The following is a 23,255-nucleotide window of genomic DNA, read 5'->3' on the forward strand; positions in this document are numbered from 1 at the left end:
AGTCGGGAGGAAACGTCAACCGTTCTTCTTGAACTGGTGCCAATACGATTGAATGGCCTTAGCTGCATCCGGTTCGCCGGAATAGCTGTCGAAGAAGGACAGAAAGTCGAGAACCGCCCCGGACGGAGCATGGTTGAGCGACTTGGAGCGCTCCGGCTCGAACGCATCGGACAGTTCCAGCGACCAGATGACCCGGTCCGGGGTAATCGAATCAGACGACCGCCAATTCTCGAGCGACCAGCACAGGAACGCCGGGAGGTAGAATCGCCAGCCTTCGACGTCGAAAAAGCTGAGGGTGGAGAATCCAGACTCTATCTTCCAGCCTGGAACTTCGGACCAGTGAACTTCTGGGTCTTTTCTCTTGCCGCAAGCCATTTCGCCTCGGTGTCGTAACACCCTTCGAGATGGCCTTGGTGAAGAGTGTAGCCGCTGCCGCGCTTGACGTCGGCAAAAGCTCGATGGATTTTTTGGACGAGTTCGGAGATGTCGCGGAGTTCCTGGTCGGACTGCGCCGCTGGGTATTCGGCCCCGCCAAAGTTGCGGTTGCACTCGGGGCAATACTCCCACTCGTATTCCCACGCGATGCCGCAGTGGCGGCATTTCATCCATAGCCGGTCGGGCCGTGGGGACATCAGCGGCCTCCTCGGATTTCTCGTCGAGACGCTTCCGAGTAGGCGGCTGACGACTCCATGGCACCGGGCGTCACTTCGCGGCAGTCGCCTTGTTCGAGTTCGACTCGGGCTTTTTCTCGGTCGATCCGGCGTCCTGGCGGAGGATGACGACGCGGTCGTGGAGGATGGCGACGAGGTCGGTGCGGCCGTCACCGTCGACGTCGCCGAGGGCCATGTCGCGGGGCTCGATCATGTCGCCGCCGCCCCGGAACGACTTGCGCTCGAAGAGTTTGAAGGTTGTGGCGTGCAGGAGTTCTTCGTCGCCAACGTAGCTGGCGATGTCGAGCGACTGTTCGGCCACGTCGGTGAAGACGACGTCGGGGACGCCGTCGCCGTTGAGATCGCCGGTGATCAAGTCGGCCAGGCGGGCCTCGTTGCGCTTGGGTTCATAGCTGGCGATCTCCTTGAGGCGCTGGCCTTTGTCGCCGGTCTGGAGCACGGCGAACCGATCGCTGCCGGCGATCAAGAGGTCGTCGCGGCCGTCGCCGTCGAAGTCGGCGACGTGCAGGCCCTCGAAGTTGATCGAGCCCACCGAGAGGGTTCCGGTCTGCCGGTAGACGCCGTCCTTGGGAGTGAGGAACAGCAGCGACTTCGAGGTGCGGTCGAGCAGGACGACGTCGGCGCTCCCTTCGCCGGTGACGTCGAGCGCCGCGGCGCCCTGGATCTGGACGGCGGCGCGGCCGGCGTTGTACTGGTCCTTGATCTCCCACTGGCCCTTGGCGTCGAGCACGATGTGCCGCGCGAAGGTGTTCTGGGCCACGATCAGGGCGGGCCCCTTGAGGTTCATCACGCTCAGGCCGGAGGGCGTGGCGCCGCCGAGCGGGCCGAGGCTGCCGCCGAACGGGGCTAGGGAATGATCCTTGGGCTGGCCGAGGAGCAGGACCGGCGAGCCGAACGCGCTGAAGATGATGATGTCGGTCTCGCCGTCGTTGTTGACGTCGAAGGCGCGGATGGCCGTCGGGGCGCCCGAGAGGCCCGTCAAGGGGACGGACTCGTTGGGGCCGAACTTCCGTTCGGCGAACTCGCCCGAGTCGCCGCGGCGGATCGCCCGCAGCTCGAAGCTGTCGGCGCCCGGCTTGGTGCGCGCGGCGTAGACGATGGCGGGGGTGGACGCCTTGTCGAACTGGGCCAGGCCCATCGCGATGGGTTCGCCCTTGATCGGCAACGGCGTGGGGAAGCCGAGGCGGCCGTTCTCGAACTGGCTGCGGCCGATCTGCTTTTCTTGCTCGGAGAGGACGTACGCCTCGTCGCTTCCGTTCTTGTCGAGGTCGGCGAGGACCACGGCCTTGCCGCCGAGCAGGCCGGGGAACGACTGGCCGGTGTTCAGCCCCGACTTGCCGCTCTGGCGGTAGACCCAGACCTGGGCGTTGGCGGGGTCGGTGACGAGCACGTCCTTCTTCTTATCGCCGTCGAGGTCGCCCACGGCCAGGGCCCGGCCGCGGTCGCTCCCTTTCGGAAGTCCGAAGAAAATCAGCCGTCCCCACTTGTTGGCGTCGTCGGTCGACGACTCATCGAGCGTGTAGACCTTGCCCCGGCCGGACGTGTTCTCGATGGTGAGCACCTCGACGCCCGGCATGCCGTCGATCTGGCCGTACGTGATCGCCCGGGGGCTCTCGACCGCGAACCGCTGTTCGGGCCCCAGCTTCTTATCCTTGGTGGCGAACCGGACGTGGATCGGGTGGTCGGTGCCGCTGTCGAGGATCAGCAGGTCGGAGGCTCCGTCGCCGTTGAGGTCGTGGATCTTGACCATCCGGGGGTTGCTCGCGGTGTGCGGGACCCGCTCGGGCTCGGTCAAGACGCCGGGGGCCGTCTGATAAATCAGGATCAACTCGTTCTCGGCGATCAGCGCGACGTCGTCGCGGCCGTCCTGGTCGAGGTCGCCGACGGCCAGTGAGTTCGACCCTTCGACCGCCTCGCCGCTGTGGATCCGCTTCGGATTGCCGAACTTGCCCGGCCCTTGGTTGAACAGGATTTCGACCTCGGCGGGGGTGCCGTAGTACACCAGGTCGGGTTTGCCGTCGCCGTTGAAGTCGCCGACGTCCAGGCTGACGATCTCCTTGTTGACCGAGATGCTGGCCAGCCGCATCCGCTTGTCCGACTCAAGGTCGTTGGCTTCCTTGCGGAACGGCCGCGCGTCGGCCTCGCCGGCCGGCAGCTTGGTCGAGAGCAAGAGGTCGATCCGCGACCGGGCGTTGTTGCCCACGATCACGTCGCCGATCTTGTCGCCGTCCAGGTCCCGGACCACCAGGTTGCCGATCCGCCGCTCCAGCTTGTAAAGCTCCAGAGGCTGAAACCCGAAATAGTCGGCGAGCTTCGACTTCGCGGCGGGCTCTTGCGCCTCGACCGGGGTGGGGCGTCCGACGATCACGAGTCCCAGGAATAAAGGGATCAGGACGACCGGGCGAATCTGCGGGAGCATGGTCATCGAACGATTCTCATTGGGCGACGGTTTGAAACCGAGAATCCATAGCTCGGCCTACCATCCACCCAGACTACGGGCCCGGCGTGACAAGGGCAAGTGAGGGAAGTTTCCCGGATGAGGAAAGCAAGACGGCTCCGCCGCCGCCAGACCCGCGCCCGATCGCGTGGCTTCAGAACAACGCATCGACGTTCTTTGACAAAGCCTCGGTTCGTGACCTAGGTTTCCATTGATACTGGTGAGGGAGTCGACGAGGCGAGCCGATCAGGTGCGGCGAGCCGCCATTCGGCCCCCTCCGCCAGTAGATGGGAAGCGATGCACGACTTCGTTCGTCCGAGTCGATTCTCTCTGGATTGAAAGCGATCACGAAAGGAGCATGCGATGCGAGACATGATTACGAAAGTTCAGCGGTTCGTGGTAAGTGAAGACGGCCCGACCGCCGTCGAGTACGCGGTCATGCTGGCCCTGATCCTGGTTGCCTGCATCACGGTCGTCGGCACGCTGGGTACGAGCATTTCCAGCACGTTCAACAGCGTCAACTCTGGCCTGAGCGGTAAGTAACGACCGGAGACGCCGCGAGCAACATGACGCGAACTTCCGTTGACGAGAGAGGGAAAGCCGAGGACGGCCCGGGCCGCGCGTCGTCGCCGAGGCGAATCGCGATCGTGCTCCTGATCCTCGTGGCCAGCCAGATCGGCGTGCAAGCGATGACGCTCGCCGCTGAGGCGCCGGTTGCCCGCCTCGCCGAATGACGGGCGAAGCCATGACTGCCGACAATACGATCTCCTCCAGGGCGATGCGCCGCTGCCGGCGCATCGCCCTTTTTATCGTTGAGTATCCGAGAGCCCCCGAATGGAAGCCCGAAGCGCAAGCGAGTGCATGGGTTTGCGTTTGCTGATTCCGCGCGGCTGGCTGGGAATTCACTCGCTTGCGCTTCGGGCTTCCATTCGGAGGGCCGCCTGGGAGTTCATCCGGTTGCGCTTCGGGCTTCCATTCGGGGGCTTGGAATGAGTGCCGGGCGCTCAGTTGATCTCTGGAAACATGATGCGTGAATTGACAACTCGGCGGGCGCGACACATGTTTGCCTGAGACGGTTGATCGAAAGCCGTCGACCGCGACTTCCTGTTCTCCAAATTCAAGAAGGCTTCACCATGACGGACATCCCCCTGGCCGTGGCGTGGCTGGTCACGATCGTGCTGATCGAAGCGGCGATCATCGACGGCCGTCAGCTTCGCGTACCGAACTGGCTGACGTTCCATTTCGCCGCCGCCGGTCTCGCCTACGCGGCCTGGAGCGGAGGTCGAGAGAGCCTGATCTGGTCGCTCGAAGGGGCCGGCGTGGGCCTGCTGACCCTCTTGCCGCTGTACGCGATCGGCGGCATGGGGGCCGGCGACGTCAAGCTGATGGCGGGCCTGGGCGCCTGGATGGGACCGGCCATCACCTTGGGCGCGTTCGTGGCCACGGCGATCACCGGCGGCGTCATCAGCCTGGCCATGATCGTGATGAGCGGCGAAGCAGCGCGGCACTGGGCGACCTTCCAGATGCTCGGCCGGGAGATTCTCGTGGTCCGCGACCCATCGACGCTCGCGATGCGGGCCGCCGAGCGGAAGCCGACCATGATGCTGCTGCCTTACGCCATCCCGATCGCTGTCGGCTCGATCTCCTATTTCATCTGGCTCGGTCTCCTGTCCTGATCTGATCCTCGAACCTCACCGTCGCCGAGGGGGATGAAACCATGCAGGGCAAACCGCTGGTCATGCTGGCCCTGGCGGGCACGCTAGGGCTCGGCGCGATGCTGATGACAAGTCGCCTGCTGAGCAAGAAGTCGACGTCCGAGGAGCCGACGCGCGACGTGCTGGTGGCCGTGCGCGACTTCAAGGAGGAGGAGATCCTCAAGCCCGACATGCTCAAGACGGTGCGTATGGCCGAGTCGGCGGTTCCCGTAGGCGCCTTCGCATCCGCCCAGGACGTCGCCGACCGCTGGGTGCGGACGGCTGTGCTCGAAGGCGAGCCGGTCGTCGAGCGGAAGCTCGGCCCCAAGGGGTCGCCTCCCGGCCTGGTCGCCAACATCCCCAAGGGCAAGCGCGCCTTCGCGGTCGAGGTCAATGAGCAGTCGGGCGTCTCAGGCTTCATCCTGCCGAGCCACCGAGTCGACGTGATCAAATTCGAGAACAGCGACGACGCGGTTAAGCGAGGCCAGACGATCCTCCAGGACGTTCTGGTTCTGGCCGCGGGGCAAGTGTTCGTGAAGTCCGAGGAGAAGTCGCTCCAGAGTCGAACGGTGACGCTCGCCGTCAGCCCCGACGAGGTCGACGTCCTGGTCGCCGCGAAGTCGAAAGGCACGCTCTCGCTGGCTCTCCGAGGCGTCAACGATCACGACGTCATCGAGCGCCCTGAGCCCCCTCCCGCGACCGACGACGGCGCAGAGAAGAAAAAACAGATCGAGCTGGAGAAAACCATCGCCCAGTTGAAGCAGGACCATGAGCAGGAGAAGAAGCGGCGGATCGAGCTGGAAAAAGCAGCACTGAAAACGCCGCCGGTCCCCAGCCGGATGGGATACATCTATCGTATTCCTGGGAGTAAGCAAGAGCCATTCTTTCTGGCCGGCCGGGCTTCCCAGCCATCTCCGCCCTTGCCCCCCGAGACGCCGCCGGAGTCGCCTGACGATTCCGAGGACGTGCCTCAGGCCTCTCCCACGTCGCTCGTGGCTGGCGGCCTCGTGGGGGCGAGCCGGGAGAACAAACCGTGACGCGAGCCGCCGCGCGAGCCGACCAACGACACCCCGCTGCCCAGCGTCTTCCGAGATCTCGAGCTTAATGATGAAGGATGTGATCCGAGTCGTCCTGGTCGACCCAAGCGAGCCTTCGCGGACAAACCTCCAGCGACTCGTGCAGGGGGTTGCGTCGCTCTGGACGGCCGAGGTTCTGACCACCTGCCAGGGAATGGCCGGCCGGATCGCCGAGATCAACCCCGACCTGTGCGTGATCGGCCTCGACGCCGACCCCGCTCAGGCGCTTGAGCTGATCGCCCAGATCCACGCGACGGCCCCGTCCGTCGTCGTGCTGCCGGCGAGCGCGACGGCTGACAGTACCCTGATCTTGAAAGCCGTTCGCGCGGGAGCTCGCGAGTTCCTCACTTTGCCGTCGGAGCCGACCGAGCTTCACGAGATCGCCGCGCGCCTTTGCACCGCGCGGGAGGGGCGGAAAAGCATCGCGATCCGGGGGCCTCAGATCGTCGCGGTGACCGGCGCGGCCGGCGGCGTCGGCAGCACGTCGGTCGCCGTCAACCTCGCCGCGTCACTGGCCCTGCGCAAGAGTCAGGAGTGCCTGCTGCTCGACTTCGACCTCATGTTCGGCGCGGTCGACGTCTGTCTCGACATCATCCCCGACAACACGCTCTCGACGATACTCCAGAGCTTCGACCGCCTTGACCAGACGCTCCTGAAGCGATCCCTGACGCGCCATCGCTCTGGGCTTTACGTCCTCCCCCACCCCGTCGCTATGGAAGACGCCGCCAAGATCGACCCCGAGAGCTTGCGGCGTTTCCTGATGCTGCTGAAATCGGCGTTTCCCGCCCTGGTCATCGACACGAGCAAAGGGCTGCAAGCGTCGGATTTCGTCGCCTTCGAGATGGCTGACGTGATTCTCATAGTGGTCACGCTGGATCTGACATGCCTTCGCAACACGGCGCGGTTGCTCAACCTGTTCCGGCAGTTCGACGGCATGGTCGACCGCGTCAAGATCGTTGTCAACCGCGCTGGGTCGTTCGAAAACGAGATCAGTCTGAGCAAGGCCGAGGAGACCTTGAAAGCGCCGATTTTCCGCCAGATCCCTAACGCGTCGAAACCGTTCCAGGCGTCGCGGATCAAGGGCGCCCCGCTCTCCGAGGCCGCGCCGGGGACCCGCGTGTATCAAGACTTTCTCGAATTGACCGGCGCGCTCTGGCCCGAATCTCCGTCGGAGAATCAGAAGCCGCGCAAGGGACTGTTCGCCGCGTTCTTTTGAATTGAGAACGACGCCGGACGGCGGTATCGACCGTCGCGCGACGTCTTCAGGAGTGTTTTGTCATGCTGCGAGGATTGACCCGTGGTCCGTTCGGGGCGAGGCCCGCGCTGGGAGGGCTTGCCGAGGCCGTCGCGGTCGAGCCTACGTCGACCGTCGCGGAGGCCTCCGGCCAGCCGGCGCCGAGCTATGTCCCGCCCCCGGTCGCGCCGATGCCTGAACCGGAGCCGCCGCGGAAGCCCGAGGGGCCCTCCGAAGCCGAGCAGCAGTACGAGACGCTCAAGCGTCACATTCACATGCAGCTCGTCGACCGGCTCGACATGAACCGGGTCGCCGAGATGGACCCGAAGACTCTCCGCAACGAGATCCGGGCGCTTGTCGAGCAGCTTTGCGACACCGAGAACCCGCTGCTCAACCGCAACGAACGCCAGCGGCTGGTCAACGAGGTCCTCGACGAGACGTTCGGCTTCGGCCCGCTCGAACTGCTGCTCAAGGACGACAAGATCGGCGACATCATGATCAACGGCCCCAAGAAGGTCTATATCGAGAAGGGGGGGCGGATTCAGAAGTCGGAGGTCGTCTTCCGTGACAACGACCACCTGTTGCAGATCATCGACCGGATCGTTTCGCGCGTCGGCCGCCGGGTCGACGAAACCTCGCCGATGGTCGACGCCCGGCTCCCCAACGGCTCGCGGTTCAACGCCATCATCCCCCCCCTGGCCCTCGACGGCCCGACCGTCACCATCCGCTTGTTCGGCTCCAAGCCCCTCTCGCAGCACGACCTTCTCAAGTTCAAGGCGTTCACGCCCGAGATGCTCACGCTCATGGAAGGGGCGATGAAGGCCCGGCTCAACATCATCATTTCGGGCGGCACCGGCTCGGGCAAAACCACGCTCTTGAATACGCTGTCGAGCTTCATTCAGCCCGATCACCGGGTCATCACGATCGAGGACGCCGCCGAGCTTCAGCTCCAGCAAGACCACGTCGTCCGGCTCGAAACCCGGCCCCCCAACATCGAGGGCCGAGGCGCGGTGACCGCCACCGACCTCGTCAAAAACGCCCTCCGAATGCGGCCCGACCGGATCATCATCGGGGAGTGCCGGGGAGCCGAGACGCTCGACATGATCCAGGCGATGAACACCGGCCACGAGGGGTCGATGACCACCGTCCACGCCAACACACCCCGCGACGCCATGAGCCGTCTCGAAACCATGATCAGCATGGCCGGCCTCGAACTTCCGATCCGCGCGTTGCGGTCGCAGTTCGCCTCGGCCGTCGACCTCATCATCCAGGCCAGCCGCCTTCAGGGAGGCCCGCGCAAGGTGACGAGCATCTCGGAGGTGGTCGGCATGGAGGGCGACACGATCATCATGCAAGAAATCTTCGCCTTCCGTCTGATCGGCGTCGACGCCGACGGTCGCGCGTTTGGCGAATTCTCGTCGACCGGAATCCGGCCGACGTTCATGGACCGCCTCGAATCGTCGGGGGTGCACGTCTCGCCCGAGATCTTCCGTCAAAAGGTGCTGCTCAAGGACTGACCCACGGAGTTCGACCACGATGGACGCGACGTTGCTGATATCACTGGCGATCGGGGCGAGCGTCATGCTCGTCGTGGCGGCGCTCGGCGGCATGACGTCCGCCGCGACGGCCCCGGCCGACCAGCGTCTGGAGGGCTTGACCAGCGGCGTCAAGGGCCGGGCCAAGGCCGATCTCTCCAGCGGCATCCTGTTGCGGCCGTCGGCCATCAACCTCGGCGGCGGCTCGCTCTGGACGAGGCTGATCCCTGATCCCGAGCGACTCAACACGCTCTACGAGCAGGCTGACGTCAGTCTGCCCTTCAACCGGTTCATGATGATCGTCGTCGGCCTGGGAGTCGTGGGGGCGCTCGCCGCGTTCGCGTTCGGGCTCTCGCCGCTGCTTGCGCCGCTGGCGGGCGGGTTCCTCGCGGCGATCCCTTTTTTCTGGCTCATGAAGCGGCGGAGCAATCGGATCAGGGCGTTCGTCGACGCCATGCCCGAAGCCGTCGAGCTGATCAGTCGCGCCCTTCGCGCCGGCCACGGCCTGGCGTCGGGCCTCAGGCTCGTCGCCGAGGAGATGAAGGGGCCGATCGCCGACGAGTTCCACCGCGTCTTCGAGGAGCAAAACCTCGGCGTGCCGATCGAGATCTCGCTCCGCAACCTGGCCGACCGGATACCGACTATGGACGTCCGGTTCTTCGTGATCGCCGTCGTCATCCAGCGCGCCACCGGCGGCGACCTCGCCGAAGTCCTCGACAAGATCGGTCGCCTGATCCGCCAGCGATTCGAACTGATGGGACATGTCAAGGCGCTCACGGCCGAGGGAAGGCTCTCGGGAATCGTCCTGTTGGCCCTTCCTCCGGGTCTTTTGGCATTCCTTTCATTTACGAACTATAAGTATGTCAGCCCCCTGTTCACGACGCCCGTGGGAACCAAGATGCTGGCCGCGACCGTCGCCTTCCAGCTCCTGGGAGCCTGGATGATCAACAAGATCGTGGCCATCAAGGTGTGACCCGCGATGATCCTGACTCTCGAAACTATGGTACCGCTGGTCGTCTTCGCGGCGATCACCCTGGCCGTCTGGGCGTGCCTGAGCGCCTTCGCCGGTCGGCCGGCGGCCGGCGACGAACGGCTCCGGCGGATCATGAACCCCGCCAACGGGCGGCAGGCGTCCGAGGAGTCGATCGCCAAGCGGCAAGAGCGATTCCACAAGCAGGTCACCCAGGCGGCCGACAAGCTCGGTCGATCGTTGCGTCCGTCCGACGCCGAGGAACTGGGCAAGGTTCGGGTCAAACTTCTCAACGCCGGCTTCCGTCACGAGCAGTCCGTCGCCGTCTTCTACGGCGCCAAGTTGATCCTGCTGCTGGTGGGCCTGGCCATCGCGTTTCCGGTGCTGTTTCTCAGGTCGGGGATGACGACCAACACGCTGACCCTGACGATCATCGGCGGCGCGGTCGGCTTCTATCTGCCGGGAATGATCGTCGATTCGTTCAAGAAGCGGCGGTTCGAGGCGATCTTCCTCGGCCTGCCCGACGCGCTCGACCTGATGGTCGTCTGCATCGAAGCCGGGCTCGGCCTCGACGCCGCCATGCGGCGCGTGACGTCAGAGCTGTCGACCTCGTGCCCCGTCCTCTGCGAAGAGTTCGCCATCGCCAATTTCCAGCTCCAGATGGGCCGCGCGCGGCGCGACGTTCTGCGCGACCTCGGGGTGCGCACCGGCGTCGACGACATGCGGTCGCTGGCCGCCGTCATCATTCAGGCCGAGAAGTTCGGCGCGAGCGTCGGCTCCGCGCTTCGCGTTCAATCCGACGCCATGCGGCTCAAGCGGCGGCACCTGGCGGAAGAACGAGCCGCGAAGACCGCCGTGAAGATCATGATCCCGCTGATTCTCTTCATCTTTCCAGGCGTCTTCGTCGTGCTGGTCGGTCCTGCGGCAATCCAGATCGCCACGGTCATGATGAAGAAAGGCTGAGTTCACAAGGCCGAGACGGCTCGGCCGGTCGCAATCGGGAAAGAGTCCGGACCCACCATGCGGAAACAGTCCATCGGCCTCGACGAGTCCCTTGCCGCCCGCCCTGCCCCGCGGCTGCCTCGGCTCGTCGTCGGCGTCGTGCTGGCGGCCGTGAGCGTCCCTATCCTCTATGAGGGCGTTTTGCTCTGTGCGGCGAACTGGAAGAGGGCGCTGGGAATGTCGGCCGAAGCGCGCACCCCCGCCCTCGACTGGACCTGCGAACTGCTCGGCCGGCTTCAGGACGAGGTCGGCGCGATAATCCTGCCGTGCTTCCAGCACGTCCCCTGGCAGCCGTCGCACGTCCTCCTGGCCGCCGGCGTCGCCATGACTCTCTCCATGCTGATGCTGAGGCGCTGAAGCGACGGAACGACGACGACGATCACGACGAAAATACAAGAGTACGGAGTGCGTCCGACTCGGAACGAAAGCACGAGGGGTTGACAGGTGCGGCCTTCCAAATCATGCTGGCTCTCTGCATTGCCGAAGTGGCGGAATGGCAGACGCGCCGGACTCAAAATCCGGTGGGGTAACACCCGTGTGGGTTCAAGTCCCACCTTCGGTACTCTTGGCGACGGCGACACGGCTTGTCGCGCTTTCACGGACAGCTTGATTCCTGTTCCCTATCTAACCACGTTCCTCGGTCCCGGGCTCTCGGGCCGTGGTCGTTTCATCCAGCGTGTTTCGAGTTCCTCCCTCGATGCGCCGTCCAGGCCTCGCTTCCCGGCCTCGAACCGGGAGTGAAGAGTCGTCCCCATGGCGGCGCTTTCCTGGGACCGAACTGGATGGACTCTCAGCTCATCAAATCATCGGAACGATGTGGTGGAAACGAAACGACCACGGTTGAACCGACGACTTCCACCCGTCGTCCCGGCCTGGCCGTAGTGAGTCCTGGCGCGAATCCTGTCGATAAAACCGAACTCCGTGAAGATTCGGAGTGGTAGTGAGTGTCTGACTAGTTGACACTGATGTACCATCCTGATAGTTCTGGAGAATACGTATTTTGCCATCAGACCTGCATCTGTTTGTCCCGCTGTGGTCTCTATTAGGTCGTGCGTCCTTACCGAAGGCCTGGCTGAGCTCATCGCCGGCCCTTCCGACCTCAGCGGAAATCACCACTACTGAAGGACACGCAATGCGCTTCCCGCGACAACTGAGTGCGTTCCGGCTCTGCATGGGAGCTGGTGTGGTTGGTGTTTTGGCTTTGACCGCGGGCTGCGACAGCGGCTCCGCGCCTGAGGCGACCCCGGCCGACACCGAGAAGGTCCAGAAGAACGAAATGGAAGCTCGCCAGAAGGCTTACGGCAAGCAGGGCGTTGCGGGCGCGAACAGTGCCAAGGCGGCGAAGGCGGCCGCCCCGGCCGCGGTGACTCCCGCCGCGGAAACCCCCGCCAAGTAACCGAATCCTCCGCTGCGACTTTTTCGATACGTTGGAACGAAATTCGCAGCCGAATGAGGGTTGTTTGACGCTTGACTGACAATGACGGCAGACGCGGGCATCGACCTGAATCTCGTCTCGATCGTCCCCATAGGTTTTCAGCGAGGCGTGCCACGCTCTCGTCTTGGAGCCGTCCCCAAATCAACCAACCGTTCGTGCGTTGACTTCGATCGCCCCTGAACGGTCTCAGCCGAAGTGAATGCTGGAATTCCAACGGCGGGGTCGACCTGTCCAAGATCACGCTCCCATGGTCGACTGTGGAGTGGAGAGGAGCGTGCCCTCCTCGTCGCTCGGTCGGCCGAGTTGAAAAGCCAAGCCAAGCCAGCCTTGCCCAGCCCCGCCAGGTCGTGGTCGGACGTGGGCTCCTGGCACAAGATCAAGTGAAACTTCAAGGCCGGGGGCCTCGACGCTGCGCGTGGAGGGTCGCCGGGCCTTGTCGACAGTCGGGATTCTTCCGCTCTTATCTTTGTTTTGACCGGAGTTACGTCCATGAGTTCCAGTGTACGTCGGGGGTTCACTCTAATTGAACTCCTCGTGGTTATCGCCATCATCGCCGTTTTGATCGCCTTGCTCTTGCCCGCCGTCCAGTCCGCCCGCGAGGCCGCTCGCCGCGCCCAGTGCGTCAACAACCTGAAGCAGATCGGGTTGGCGATGCACAACTACCACCAGTCCGTCGGCACGTTCCCCCAGGGGAAATCGGAGGCTGCGGCCGATCCGTACCTCCAGAATAAGAATTACGCCGGCTGGACCGAGTGGAGCGCCCACGCCGAGATGCTCCCTTACATGGAGCAGACGCCGATCTACAACTCGATCAACTTCATGTATGCGGGTGGTTACAACTCCGCCTCGTTTATCAACGGCACCGCCTGGAAGGCCGTGATCGCCGCTTACATGTGTCCCTCCGACGGCAACGTCGCGCGCGGCACCGTGTCGATCGGCACTGGCACCCCCAATACGAACAGCTATCGGGGCAGCATTGGCACTACAAGCGCGAGCTGGAACTGGACGCCGGGTCCTGGCTACTCGTCCGCTCCGCCCGACCCGCTCGGTATTGCCGGCGGTCAGACGAACATCTCCTCCTCGACGGGGGTTTTCACCTACTGGTACTCGTACGGCATTCGCGACATCACGGACGGCACCTCGAACACGATCGCGTTCTCTGAGTCGCTCGTCGGCGACGTGAGCAACCCGTCCGTGTTCCGGCCGAATAATTCGGTGACCGGCGTTGGCGGCGCCACCGCCGGGTCCGTGTTCGACGCTTCGATCATTCCGATCGCCACGTTGACCTCCGCACTTCAGGCTTGCACGCAGGCTTACAAGCAGGGGGCGACCAACGGCAACACCAACATCTCGAACGTGAACGGCAATCGCTGGGGCTGGGGCGCCACCACGATGACCCTGTTCCACACGATCGTTCCGCCGAACTCGAAGCAGTATTCGTTCAACTCCTGCCGCCAGGACTGCGGCGGCTGCGGTCCGGACGACTCTTCGTTCTCGAACGCCCAGAGCAACCACCCGGGCGGCGTCAACTGCCTGATGGGCGACGGCTCCGTCAAGTTCATCAAGGATTCGGTCAACATGGTCACCTGGATGCAGTTGGGCACCAAGGCCAACGGCGAGGTCATCAGCTCCGACGCTTATTGATTTAAGCGACGTAGCCGCGTGATCTGAATCGAACGCGACTGTTTTTCCGTCCAGGCCCGGCCGGGCTTCATACTCGGCCGGGTCTTGTCGTTGACTCCGAGGCTTGCGAGGCCGCAACCTGATGTCGCATCGCCTGCTGGTTCCCGTCCTGGTTCTGGTCTTGCTCGTCCTGCTTGCGGCGTCGGGCTGGCTGGCCGTGCACGCCTATCGCGATCGGCGGTTTCAGGACGACCTCCGTCTCGCCCGTGAAGACCTCGAAGCCGAGCGCTATCCCAGCGCCCTCGAGCGTCTCGATCGGCTCGCCCAAAGCCGCCCCACGGACGGCGAGGTCGCGTACTGGCTCGGCGTCGGCTCGATGCAATCCGGCGACCTCGCGGCGGCCATCGCGGCGTTCGGGAGCGTGCCCGAAAACGACCCCCGCGCGGCTCAGGCCGCGCTCGCGACTGGCCGGGCGGCTCTCGATCTCGGCCGCTACCGAATCGCCGAGGCTGCGCTGGAGCGGGCTGCGCGAGCCAGCGGCCAGGTCGGCGAAGAGGCGTCGCGAGCGCTTGGACCGCTGTACGCGGTGACCGGCAGAACCGACGATTACCGTCGACTCTTACTTCACAGGATCGAGCGGCTGCAAGATCCGACCGAGTTGTTGCGAACACTCGGCGAAATCGCCGGGACCTCGTATCCCGTCGACGGCGTCCGCCAGGCCCTCGACGACGCGCATCGGAAAAGTCCGGACGACGACCGCGTCTGGCTCGGCCTGGCGAACCTCGAAATCCGCGCGGGGCGCTTCGACGAGGCGGATCGGTGGCTGTCGAAGTGCGAGCAGTCGGCCCCGGCCGATCCGCTCGTCCGGCTCGCCCGGCTGCACTTGAGCAAGGCCGCCGACCGGCCCCTCGAGGCGGTCCAGGCCGCGGCCCAGGTTCCATCCGACCGACTGTCGACGATCGAAAAACACCGACTGCGGGCGTGGCTGGCGTCGAAGGCCGGTGATCGCGGCGCCGAGCGAACCAGCCTCGAAGCGGTCCTGGCGATCGGGCCGGGCGACCTCGCGGCGATCGAGCGGCTGGCTGACATCGCAGCCGAGGACGGCCAGGTGGAACGGGTGTCGACTCTCCGCCGCCGCAAGGCCGACCTTGAGGCCGTCCGCGAGCGTCGACGCGTCTTGTTCGCCGAGGCCGACCCGTCGGCCCACGCGGCCGAGCTGGCGGCCGTGTCCGAGAGTCTGGGCGACCGCGAGGAAGCGAAAGCCTGGTGGCGGCTGGCCGAGCGGAAAACGCGCGAGCCATCGACCCAGTCCGCCGCCGCCGCCCGGATCAAGGCGCTTGCCGTTGCTCCGTCGGAACCGTCCTCCGAGGACCGAAACCGCACCGTCGCCGATTGGCTCGGGCCGATCGTCGCGAAGGTCGAGGCCAGGAGGCCCGCGCCCGCTTCGGCGGCCGTTCCCGTTTACCGCGACGAGGCCGCGATCCGGGGGCTAAATTTCACCTTCGACAACGGCCGGAGCGACCGCAGGCAGCTTCCCGAGACGATGAGCGGCGGGGTGGGCGTCCTCGATTTCGACGGCGACGGCCGGCTCGACGTCTACACCGTCCAGGGGGGCGCATTTCCGCCGCGACCGTCGCAGCCGTTCGGTGATCGGCTGTTTCACAATCGCGGCGACGGCAAGTTCGAGGACGCCACCGAGGCGGCCGGACTCGCGAAGTTCCCCGGCGGTTACGGCCACGGCGTGGCGGTCGGCGACTACGACGGCGACGGTCGCCCCGACCTGTTCGTCACGCGGTGGCGAAGCTATGCGCTCTATCGCAACAAGGGCGACGGAACCTTCGAGGACGCCACCAAGGCGTCGGGACTGGGGGGCGATCGCGACTGGCCGACCTCGGCGGCCTTCGCCGATCTCGACGGCGACGGCGACCTCGACCTCTACGTCTGCCATTACCTGAAGTGGGACGAGAACGATCCGATGGACTGTCCCAATCCTTCGAAGCCGGGGCTCTCCTACTGCGACCCTCGCCTGTTCCCCGCGCTTCCGGACCACGTCTTCCGCAACGACGGCGGCCGGTTCGTGGATGTGACCGAGGGCTCGGGGATCGTCGACGCCAACGGTCGAGGCCTGGGGGTGGTGGCTGCCGACCTCGACGGCGACGGCAAGCTCGACCTCTTCGTCGCCAACGACACGACGCCCAACTACTATTTTCGCAACCTCGGCGGCTTCAAGTTCGTTGACGAGGCCGCCGAGTCGGGCCTGGCGGCGGCGGCCGGCGGCGGCTACCTGGCCGGCATGGGGATCGCTTGCGGCGATCTCGACGACGACGGCAAAATCGACCTGGCCGTGACGAACTTCTACGGCGAGTCGACGAGCCTGTACCACAACCACGGCGGCGGCGTGTTCAGCGATCGCTCGACGGCCGCCGGCCTCGCCGCCCCCACGCGCTACATGCTCGGCTTCGGGATCGCCGCTTTCGACGCCGACAACGACGGCCGGCTCGACCTGGCGCAGGCCAACGGCCACGTCAACGACTACCGGCCGGCCACTCCATACGCGATGCCCGCGCAGCTCTTTCGGGGCGTCGGGTCCGGCCGGCTCGCGGACGTCTCCGATCGATCGGGGGCCTCCTGGTCCGTCCCCCGCCTGGCGCGCGGTCTGGCGGTCGGCGACCTGGATTCCGACGGCCGCCCTGAAGTCATCATCCTGTCCGAGAACCAGCCGCTCGCCTGTTTGCGGCAAGCGGACTCGACCAACCACCACATCGGCTTCAAGCTCGTCGGCGACACGTCGAATCGCGACGCCGTCGGCGCGGAAGTGGCGATCACGGCCGGCGGCCGACGCCAGATCGGCTATCGCCACGGCGGCGGCAGCTACCAGTCGGCGGGAACTCCCCTGCTCCATTTCGGCCTGGGAACGGCGACCGTCGTCGACCGCGCCGAGATTCACTGGCCGTCGGGTCGTCGCCAGGTGATCGATAAGATGGCGGCGGATCACGTCTATCAGATCCGCGAGGGCGATCCCGAGCCGAAGCAGTTCCCCTGAACGCGGGAGCGCGCGTGGCGAGTCGGTTGCGGCCGTGAACCGAGAGGGACACAATAGGGATGGCGCCCCCGCGTGAGCCGGCGGTTGGACGGCCTCGCGTCGCCGGGCGTTTAAGAAAGAATTCCGGACCATGATAATCCTTCACGCCTCCGCCTGGGGCGGCCGGTTTGTGCTCTGGGGCGAGACGTCGACGGGAATGCCGGAACAGCCGACGCGGAAACGAAAGTCGACGCGGGGTGCCGAGCCCGCGCGGGTTTCACGGTCCCGGTTCGCCCTTGATGCGGATCATCTCGCCGAGGCGGCGTCCTCCGAAGTCCCCGGCGTTGCGTTCTCCAAGCAGCCGCCGCGGCACTGGGTCGCTTGGCTGCCGTCGAACGAGCGAGGGGCGTTGCCGTCGAGCCCGCTTCTGACCGACGGGCCGGAGGATCAAGGCGCGGTCAAGATCGCTCCATGGGAGACGCCGGCCCTGATTTTGACGACCGAGCAGGCGGTCGCGGTCTTACTCGCCGCTGTCGACCGGACGACCTGGGGGCCGGGCGTGGTCGTCGGCAAGTCGCTGAATTACTGGGCGACCGTGTTGCGGTTCGCCGGGGCGCTCGTCGCGCGGCAGCGGTATCTTCCCGGCCTGATCGCGGACGCCGTCGGTCCGACGTTCCAGGCGGTCTGGGAGCCGGTGCTGACCGGCGCGGAGCGGCTCCAGGCCGAGCATCTCGCCCGGTTGATGCCGCACGCCTGCCGCGCGCTCGGGCCCGACGACGGCGAGCCGCCGCGGTCGTCCGCATCGGACTTGCTCGCCGAGACTCTGGGGGCGGTCGTCGACTACCTGGTGCGGTCCGCGTCGGGGCCGCCCGGCAAGGTCCAGAGGCGGTTTCCGAGCCTGCACGATCAGTGGCTCTACGCCCTGCGCTCGCCGGACGGCCATATGACAGGCGATCCCGTCGAGCTGGCGAAGCTGGCCGAACAAACGCGACAGTGGCGTCAGCCGCTCGACGTCGCCGCGTCCGCGCCGTTCCGGCTCTGCCTGCGGCTGGAAGAGCCGGAAGCCGAATCGGGCAAGGACGCCGACCGTTGGCGGATCGCCTATCTCCTCCAGGCGGTCGGCGACCCGAGCCTTTTGGTCCCGGCCGCGACCGCGTGGAAGGGGAGCGGGCGCGAAGCGGCGATCCTCGAACGCGACGGCTTCCGACCGCGCGAGTACTTGCTGTCGGCCCTCGGCCAGGCCGCCGCGCTGAGCCCTCGAATCGAAGCTAGCCTGAAATCGGCCGCGCCTTCGGGATACACGCTCGACGCCGCCGGGGCGTACGAATTCCTCTCGGAGAAGGCTGGAGTGCTGGAAGAGGCTGGCTTCGGCGTCTTCTTGCCCGCCTGGTGGACCCGCAAGGGGACCAAGCTCCGGCTGGCGGCACGGGCGGTGGTCGCGTCGCCAAAGATGACCAGCAAGGCCGGGCTGTCGCTCGACGAGGTCCTCAAGTTCCGCTGGGAGGTCGCGCTGGGGGACGAGACTCTAACGCTCAGCGAGTTGAAGGCCCTGGCGAAGCTCAAGACGCCGCTCGTTAAGGTGCGCGGCCGCTGGGTCGAGCTGAACCCGGAAGAGATCCAGGCGGCTCTCGCGTACTGGACGGCGAAGGGGGAGACGTCGATCACGGCCCGGGAGGCTGTGCACATGGCGCTCGGCGCTGCGAAACCTCCCGGCTCGCTCGATTTCGAGGGAGTGAAAGCGTCGGGATGGCTCGCGGACCTACTCGCCCAGCTCGAAGGGGCTTCGGGCTTCGAGACGCTCGACCCGCCCGACGGCTTCCACGGCGAGCTTCGGCCCTACCAAACGCGCGGTTTCTCGTGGCTCGGCTTCCTCGGCCGCTGGGGCTTCGGAGCCTGCCTGGCCGACGACATGGGTTTGGGCAAGACGATCCAGACCCTCGCCCTGATCCAGCGCGAATGGGAGTCGCGCCCTGCACGGCGTCGCAAGCCGACGCTCTTGATCTGCCCGACGTCGGTCGTCGGCAACTGGAGCAAGGAGGCCGCTCGGTTCACGCCCGATCTCCCCGTGATGGTCCATCACGGCCTGGAGCGCGCCCGGGGGGCCGACTTCAAGAAGCAGGCCGCGAAGCACGCCCTGGTGCTGTCGAGCTACGCGCTTCTACACCGTGACTTCGAAGTCTTGAAGCAGCCGGCGTGGACCGCGCTGGTGCTGGACGAGGCGCAGAACATCAAGAACCCGCAGACCAAGCAGGCGAAGGCGGCGCGGGCGCTCCAGGCCGAGCACCGCATCGCCCTGACCGGCACGCCGGTCGAGAACCACGTCGGCGACCTCTGGTCGATCATCGAGTTCCTGAATCCCGGCTGGCTCGGCACCCAGGCCGAGTTCAAGCGCACGTTCCACGTTCCGATCCAGGTCGGTCGCGATCCCGAGGCCGCCCGCCGGCTTCAGCGTCTGACCGCGCCGTTCGTCCTGCGACGGCTCAAGTCCGACAAGTCGATCATCGCCGACCTGCCAGAGAAGCTGGAGATGAAGGTCTTCTGTACGCTGACCAAGGAGCAAGGGTCGCTTTACGCCGCCGTGGTCGAGGAGACGGCCGAGCGGATCGAATCGACCGAGGGGGTCCAGCGCAAGGGGATCGTCCTGGCGACGCTCATGAAACTGAAACAGGTCTGCAATCATCCGGCGCAATTCCTCGGCGACCACTCGGCGGTCTCCGGCCGCTCGGGCAAGCTGGCGCGGCTGACGGAGATGCTCGACGAGGCGCTCTCGGTCGGCGACCGCGCTCTGGTTTTCACCCAGTTCGCCGAGATGGGGACGCTGCTCAAGAACCATCTTCAGGAGACGTTCGGCCGCGAGGTGCTGTTCCTCCACGGCGCGACGCCCAAGGCGCAGCGAGACCGGATGGTCGAGCGATTCCAGGCCAAGGGGGACGACGGGCCGCCGATCTTCATCCTCTCGCTCAAGGCCGGCGGAACGGGCTTGAACCTGACGGCCGCGAACCACGTGTTTCATTTCGACCGCTGGTGGAACCCGGCGGTGGAGAATCAGGCGACCGACCGCGCGTTCCGGATCGGCCAGACGCGGCGGGTGCAGGTTCACAAGTTCGTCTGCGTCGGCACGCTCGAAGAGAGGATCGACGCGATGATCGAGGATAAGAAGGAAGTCGCCGGACGGGTCGTCGGCAGCGGCGAAGCCTGGCTCACCAAACTCTCGAACAAGGAGTTGAAAGACCTGTTCGCACTGCGGGAATCCGCGCTGGAGGGCTGATCTGGTCCGGGAGCCGAAACGAAGGGAGAGACGCGATGTCCGGTCGATGGGGTTGGGACGACTGGGGCCATCCACGTTCCCGGCCGGTGAAGGCCGAGGGGGGGATCAGGTCGCAGTCGAAGCGCGGCGCGTTCGGCGAGAGCTGGTGGGCGAAACGCTGGATTCAGGTGCTGGAAGGCTTCGACATCGGGGCGCGGCTGGCGCGCGGGCGGTCGTATGCGCGGAAGGGCCAGGTGCTCTCGATCACGATCGAGAACGGCAAGGTCACGGCCAAGGTGCAGGGCTCGCGGCCCAAGCCGTACAACGTCACGATCGAGGTCAAGACGCTCTCCAAGTCCGACTGGGCGAAGGTGCTCGACGCGCTCGGCCGGCAAGCGCTGTTCGCGGCGAAGCTCCTGGCCGGCGAGATGCCCCAGGAGATTGAAGAGGTGTTCACGGAAGTCGGCCTTTCGCTGTTCCCCGCCAAGCTCGGGGACTTGAAGACCGATTGTTCGTGTCCCGACTGGTCGAACCCGTGCAAGCACATCGCGGCGGTCTACTACCTGCTGAGCGAGGAGTTCGACCGCGACCCGTTCCTCATCTTCACGCTGCGCGGTCTGGGCCGCGAGGCCCTGACGTCGCGGCTGGGGTCGGCTCCGCCCGCGCCGGTGACGGCTCCCCGTCCCGTCGAGCCGCTGAACGCCCGGGTCGAGATCTTCTGGGGCGAGTCGGGCGTCCAGATCGAGGATTCCCTCGGTGCGGTGGAGATCCCGCGCGAGCCGGCGGCCCTGGCCCGACGGCTCGGCGGATTCCCGTTCTGGCGCGGCGAGACGCCGTTTCTGGACGCCTTGAGCCCGATCTACGCCTCGGCCTCGCCGCGCGGCCTGGACGTGCTCCTCGGGCCGGCGGCCCAGGCCGAGTAAGCAAGCTGTTGTGAACATGCCTTCTCCCCTTGCGGGAGAAGGGAATTCGGCCTCGGCCCGTGCCCCAAGCGACGAACTCACGGCTTGGCGGCGCTCGCCGTGGCGGGCGGGGCCGACTTGATCTCGATCAGGCCGACGTCGATGTACTGGCCGCCGGCGGACTGGCGGCACGAGACGGCCAGAACGTTGCGGCCGGGCTTGAGGGCCTCGACGGCCTTCCGATCGAGCGGGAGGAACTGGTAGTCGCCGACGTGGCCAGGCTGCTTCGACACGAGCACGCCGTTGAGGTAGACCTCGGCGTCCTCGTCGTGGTGGATCGAGAGCAAGAGGCTGTCGACCGCTCCGGGCTCGGCCTGGAACTCGCGACGGAGATGGATCTCGTTGGTCTTCCACTCGGTGTGGACCACCGCGCCGGGGGTTCCCTTGGCGCCGAAACCGCCGGGGCCGGACGACCACGAGGCGTCGTCGAAGTCGGGCTTCGTCCAGTCCGGGCCGACCGGGTTGGTCGTGTACTTCCACGTCTGGGGCGTCGTCTGCGAGGTCGCCGCCAGGACCTTCGCGGCAGGCAGGGGTTGGTAGAGCGGCTTCAACACCGCGGCGGCCGCATCGGCGGGAACCTTGAGCACGGCGCGGTCGTAGGTCATCAGGCCGTTGACCTCGATCTCGACGTCGGTCGTCTGGGTGTAGACCGAGGCGCTCAGGCCCAGCGCGGCGAGCCCCCGGAGGCGTTCGTTGAGGTCGAGGTAGGCCTTGGTCAGCTCGGCCTGGTTGGGGAACGTCTTGTATCCCCAGTTGTTCTTGTCGACCCAGAGGTGGCCGGCGAGCGGTAGGCCGAGGCCGCCGAACTCGCCGAGCACCGCCGCGCGGGCGGCTTCGACCGGCGGCATGCCGGGGCCGGGGTAATTGTGCATGTCGTTGACGTCGCCGACCCCCTTGTCGGTCCAGCCGCTGGCGTTGTTGACCAGCCGGGTCGGGTCGTGCTTCTTGGTCCATTCGACGACCTTCGGCGTGTCGTGCTGGCCCCATCCCTCGTTGAACGGAACCCACATCACGATCGACGGATGGTTGTGCAAGGCGTCGATGATCCGCTCCCACTCGGCGGCGAATTGCTTGTGGGACGCCTCGTCCTTGTTGTCGGCCGAGGGCATGTCCTGCCACACGAGGAGGCCCATCGTGTCACAGTGGCGATACCAGCGGGCGGGCTCGACCTTGATGTGCTTGCGCACCATGTTGAAGCCGAGTTGCTTGGTGATTTCCAGGTCGTACTTGAGGGCCTCGTCGGTGGGCGCGGTGTACAGGCCGTCGGGCCACCAGCCCTGGTCGAGCGGGCCCGCCTGGAACAGCGGCTGGTTGTTGAGGAAGAGCCGGTTGACGCCGGCCGCGTCCTTGGCGAGGGCGATCTTCCGCATGCCGAAGTAGGAGTGGACCTGGTCGCCCCCCTTGATCGCGACTCTCAGGTCGTAAAGGAACGGCCGGTCGGGGCTCCAGAGCTTGGCGTCGGGCACCTTGATCGTCAGGGTCGAGCCCGCGCGGCCGGTCGCCTCGCCGACCGTCTTGCCGATCTCAAGGACGGTCGCCGTGACGCTTGTTTCGGAGTCGGCGCCGGAGAGCCTGGGCGTGATCCGAACCTCGCCCGCGTCGACGTCGGTGACGATCTTGAGCGACTCGACGTGTCGCGTCGGGACGGGCTCAAGCCAGACGGTCTGCCAGATGCCGGTGTTGGCCGTGTACCAGATGCCTTCGGGCTTGAGCACTTGCTTGCCGCGCGGCTGGCTGGCGGAGTCGGTCGGGTCCCAGACCGAGACGATGATCTCCTGGGACCGCTTCTCGGGGTCGAGGAAGTCGGTGACGTCGAACGAGAACGGGTCGAAGCCCCCCTTGTGCTCGCCGACCTTGTCGCCGTTGACGTAGACCGTGGCGTGCCAGTCGACCGCGCCGAAGTGGAGCAAGTAGCGGGTGTCGGCGGGCGGCTTCGGCAACGAGAACGTGCGGCGATACCAGAGCCTCTGGTCGGGACTCACCGACCGCTTGACGCCGCTGAGCGACGACTCGACCGGGAACGGAACGAGGATGTTCCCTTCGTAGACGGCGGGCCGCCCGTCGCGATTGGACTGGATGGCGTACTGCCAGAGGCCGTTGAGTTTCATCCAGGACGGGCGGACCATCTGGGGACGCGGGTACTCGTCGAGAGCTTTCGCGGGATCGACCTGCGCGGCCCAGCGGGTTTGCAGGGTTCCCTTGACCGGATGCCACTTCGGGGCGTCGTCCGCTCGCGACAGGGCCGGCAGGCCGGCGAGCAGCATGAAGGTCAGACTGGCGTGTTTCACGGCGTTGACTTTCCCTTGGGAGAGGCCGCCGGCCGCGCGCTTCAAATCCAAGTTTCGAA

At 65.9% G+C, this 23,255-nt stretch carries 18 protein-coding genes and 1 tRNA gene; 15 read left to right on the forward strand and 4 right to left on the reverse strand.

Annotated elements, in window-relative coordinates; translation table 11 throughout:
- Nucleotides 1–15: 15 nt before the first annotated feature.
- The 3 genes from BSF38_RS06415 to BSF38_RS06425 all read right to left on the reverse strand — a co-directional run bounded on the left by BSF38_RS06415 (nt 16) and on the right by BSF38_RS06425 (nt 3,096).
- Nucleotides 16–375 carry a DUF6714 family protein gene (locus BSF38_RS06415; protein WP_076344050.1) on the reverse strand — a complete coding sequence of 120 codons (360 nt, stop codon included), beginning with the start codon at nt 373–375 and terminating at the stop codon, nt 16–18.
- Nucleotides 312–632 carry a hypothetical protein gene (locus BSF38_RS31225; protein WP_168189320.1) on the reverse strand — a complete coding sequence of 107 codons (321 nt, stop codon included), beginning with the start codon at nt 630–632 and terminating at the stop codon, nt 312–314. The genes BSF38_RS06415 and BSF38_RS31225 overlap by 64 nt, the downstream gene beginning before the upstream one ends.
- 70 nt (nt 633–702) lie before the next feature.
- Nucleotides 703–3,096, reverse strand: a complete 2,394-nt coding sequence (locus BSF38_RS06425; protein WP_237170770.1) for an FG-GAP repeat domain-containing protein — start codon at nt 3,094–3,096, stop codon at nt 703–705.
- 375 nt (nt 3,097–3,471) lie between these two features.
- Between BSF38_RS06425 and BSF38_RS06430 the strand changes: the two genes are divergently transcribed.
- The 15 genes from BSF38_RS06430 (at nt 3,472) to BSF38_RS06495 (ending at nt 20,869) form a co-directional block, all read left to right on the forward strand.
- Complete coding sequence (locus BSF38_RS06430; protein WP_076344054.1) at nt 3,472–3,651, forward strand: Flp family type IVb pilin; 180 nt, start codon at nt 3,472–3,474, stop codon at nt 3,649–3,651.
- Nucleotides 3,652–3,674: 23 nt separating this feature from the next.
- Nucleotides 3,675–3,842, forward strand: coding sequence for a hypothetical protein (locus tag BSF38_RS31230; protein WP_168189321.1), 168 nt, complete (start codon nt 3,675–3,677; stop codon nt 3,840–3,842).
- Between the two features lie 399 nt (nt 3,843–4,241).
- The gene (locus BSF38_RS06435) at nt 4,242–4,784 is read left to right on the forward strand and encodes an A24 family peptidase (RefSeq protein ID WP_076344056.1); all 543 of its coding nucleotides are present in this window, start codon (nt 4,242–4,244) and stop codon (nt 4,782–4,784) included.
- 41 nt (nt 4,785–4,825) lie between these two features.
- Nucleotides 4,826–5,839 carry a Flp pilus assembly protein CpaB gene (gene cpaB / locus BSF38_RS06440; protein ID WP_076344058.1) on the forward strand — a complete coding sequence of 338 codons (1,014 nt, stop codon included), beginning with the start codon at nt 4,826–4,828 and terminating at the stop codon, nt 5,837–5,839.
- A 70-nt stretch (nt 5,840–5,909) separates the two neighbouring features.
- Nucleotides 5,910–7,094, forward strand: coding sequence for a CpaE/TadZ family protein (locus tag BSF38_RS06445; RefSeq protein ID WP_076344060.1), 1,185 nt, complete (start codon nt 5,910–5,912; stop codon nt 7,092–7,094).
- Between the two features lie 209 nt (nt 7,095–7,303).
- On the forward strand, nt 7,304–8,629 hold the full coding sequence (locus tag BSF38_RS06450) for a TadA family conjugal transfer-associated ATPase (RefSeq protein ID WP_076350636.1): 1,326 nt from the start codon (nt 7,304–7,306) through the stop codon (nt 8,627–8,629).
- Nucleotides 8,630–8,648: 19 nt separating this feature from the next.
- Nucleotides 8,649–9,620, forward strand: a complete 972-nt coding sequence (locus BSF38_RS06455; protein ID WP_076344062.1) for a type II secretion system F family protein — start codon at nt 8,649–8,651, stop codon at nt 9,618–9,620.
- A 6-nt stretch (nt 9,621–9,626) separates the two neighbouring features.
- On the forward strand, nt 9,627–10,580 hold the full coding sequence (locus tag BSF38_RS06460) for a type II secretion system F family protein (RefSeq protein WP_237170771.1): 954 nt from the start codon (nt 9,627–9,629) through the stop codon (nt 10,578–10,580).
- Nucleotides 10,581–10,637: 57 nt separating this feature from the next.
- Nucleotides 10,638–10,976, forward strand: coding sequence for a hypothetical protein (locus BSF38_RS06465; RefSeq protein WP_076344064.1), 339 nt, complete (start codon nt 10,638–10,640; stop codon nt 10,974–10,976).
- A gap of 122 nt (nt 10,977–11,098) precedes the next feature.
- Nucleotides 11,099–11,181, forward strand: a tRNA-Leu gene (locus tag BSF38_RS06470).
- A gap of 621 nt (nt 11,182–11,802) precedes the next feature.
- Nucleotides 11,803–12,015, forward strand: a complete 213-nt coding sequence (locus tag BSF38_RS06475; RefSeq protein ID WP_145951997.1) for a hypothetical protein — start codon at nt 11,803–11,805, stop codon at nt 12,013–12,015.
- A 528-nt stretch (nt 12,016–12,543) separates the two neighbouring features.
- Nucleotides 12,544–13,698 carry a DUF1559 domain-containing protein gene (locus BSF38_RS06480; RefSeq protein WP_076344068.1) on the forward strand — a complete coding sequence of 385 codons (1,155 nt, stop codon included), beginning with the start codon at nt 12,544–12,546 and terminating at the stop codon, nt 13,696–13,698.
- A gap of 121 nt (nt 13,699–13,819) precedes the next feature.
- On the forward strand, nt 13,820–16,720 hold the full coding sequence (locus tag BSF38_RS06485; protein WP_076350638.1) for a CRTAC1 family protein: 2,901 nt from the start codon (nt 13,820–13,822) through the stop codon (nt 16,718–16,720).
- Between the two features lie 130 nt (nt 16,721–16,850).
- Nucleotides 16,851–19,967 carry a DEAD/DEAH box helicase gene (locus BSF38_RS06490; protein WP_076344070.1) on the forward strand — a complete coding sequence of 1,039 codons (3,117 nt, stop codon included), beginning with the start codon at nt 16,851–16,853 and terminating at the stop codon, nt 19,965–19,967.
- Between the two features lie 35 nt (nt 19,968–20,002).
- Nucleotides 20,003–20,869, forward strand: a complete 867-nt coding sequence (locus BSF38_RS06495) for an SWIM zinc finger family protein (RefSeq protein WP_076344072.1) — start codon at nt 20,003–20,005, stop codon at nt 20,867–20,869.
- A 77-nt stretch (nt 20,870–20,946) separates the two neighbouring features.
- Here the strand turns inward: BSF38_RS06495 and BSF38_RS06500 are convergent, their stop codons facing one another.
- Nucleotides 20,947–23,196, reverse strand: a complete 2,250-nt coding sequence (locus tag BSF38_RS06500) for a glycoside hydrolase family 2 protein (RefSeq protein WP_237170772.1) — start codon at nt 23,194–23,196, stop codon at nt 20,947–20,949.
- Nucleotides 23,197–23,255 lie beyond the last annotated feature (59 nt).

It is taken from the genome of Paludisphaera borealis (genome assembly GCF_001956985.1).
GTDB lineage: Bacteria > Planctomycetota > Planctomycetia > Isosphaerales > Isosphaeraceae > Paludisphaera > Paludisphaera borealis.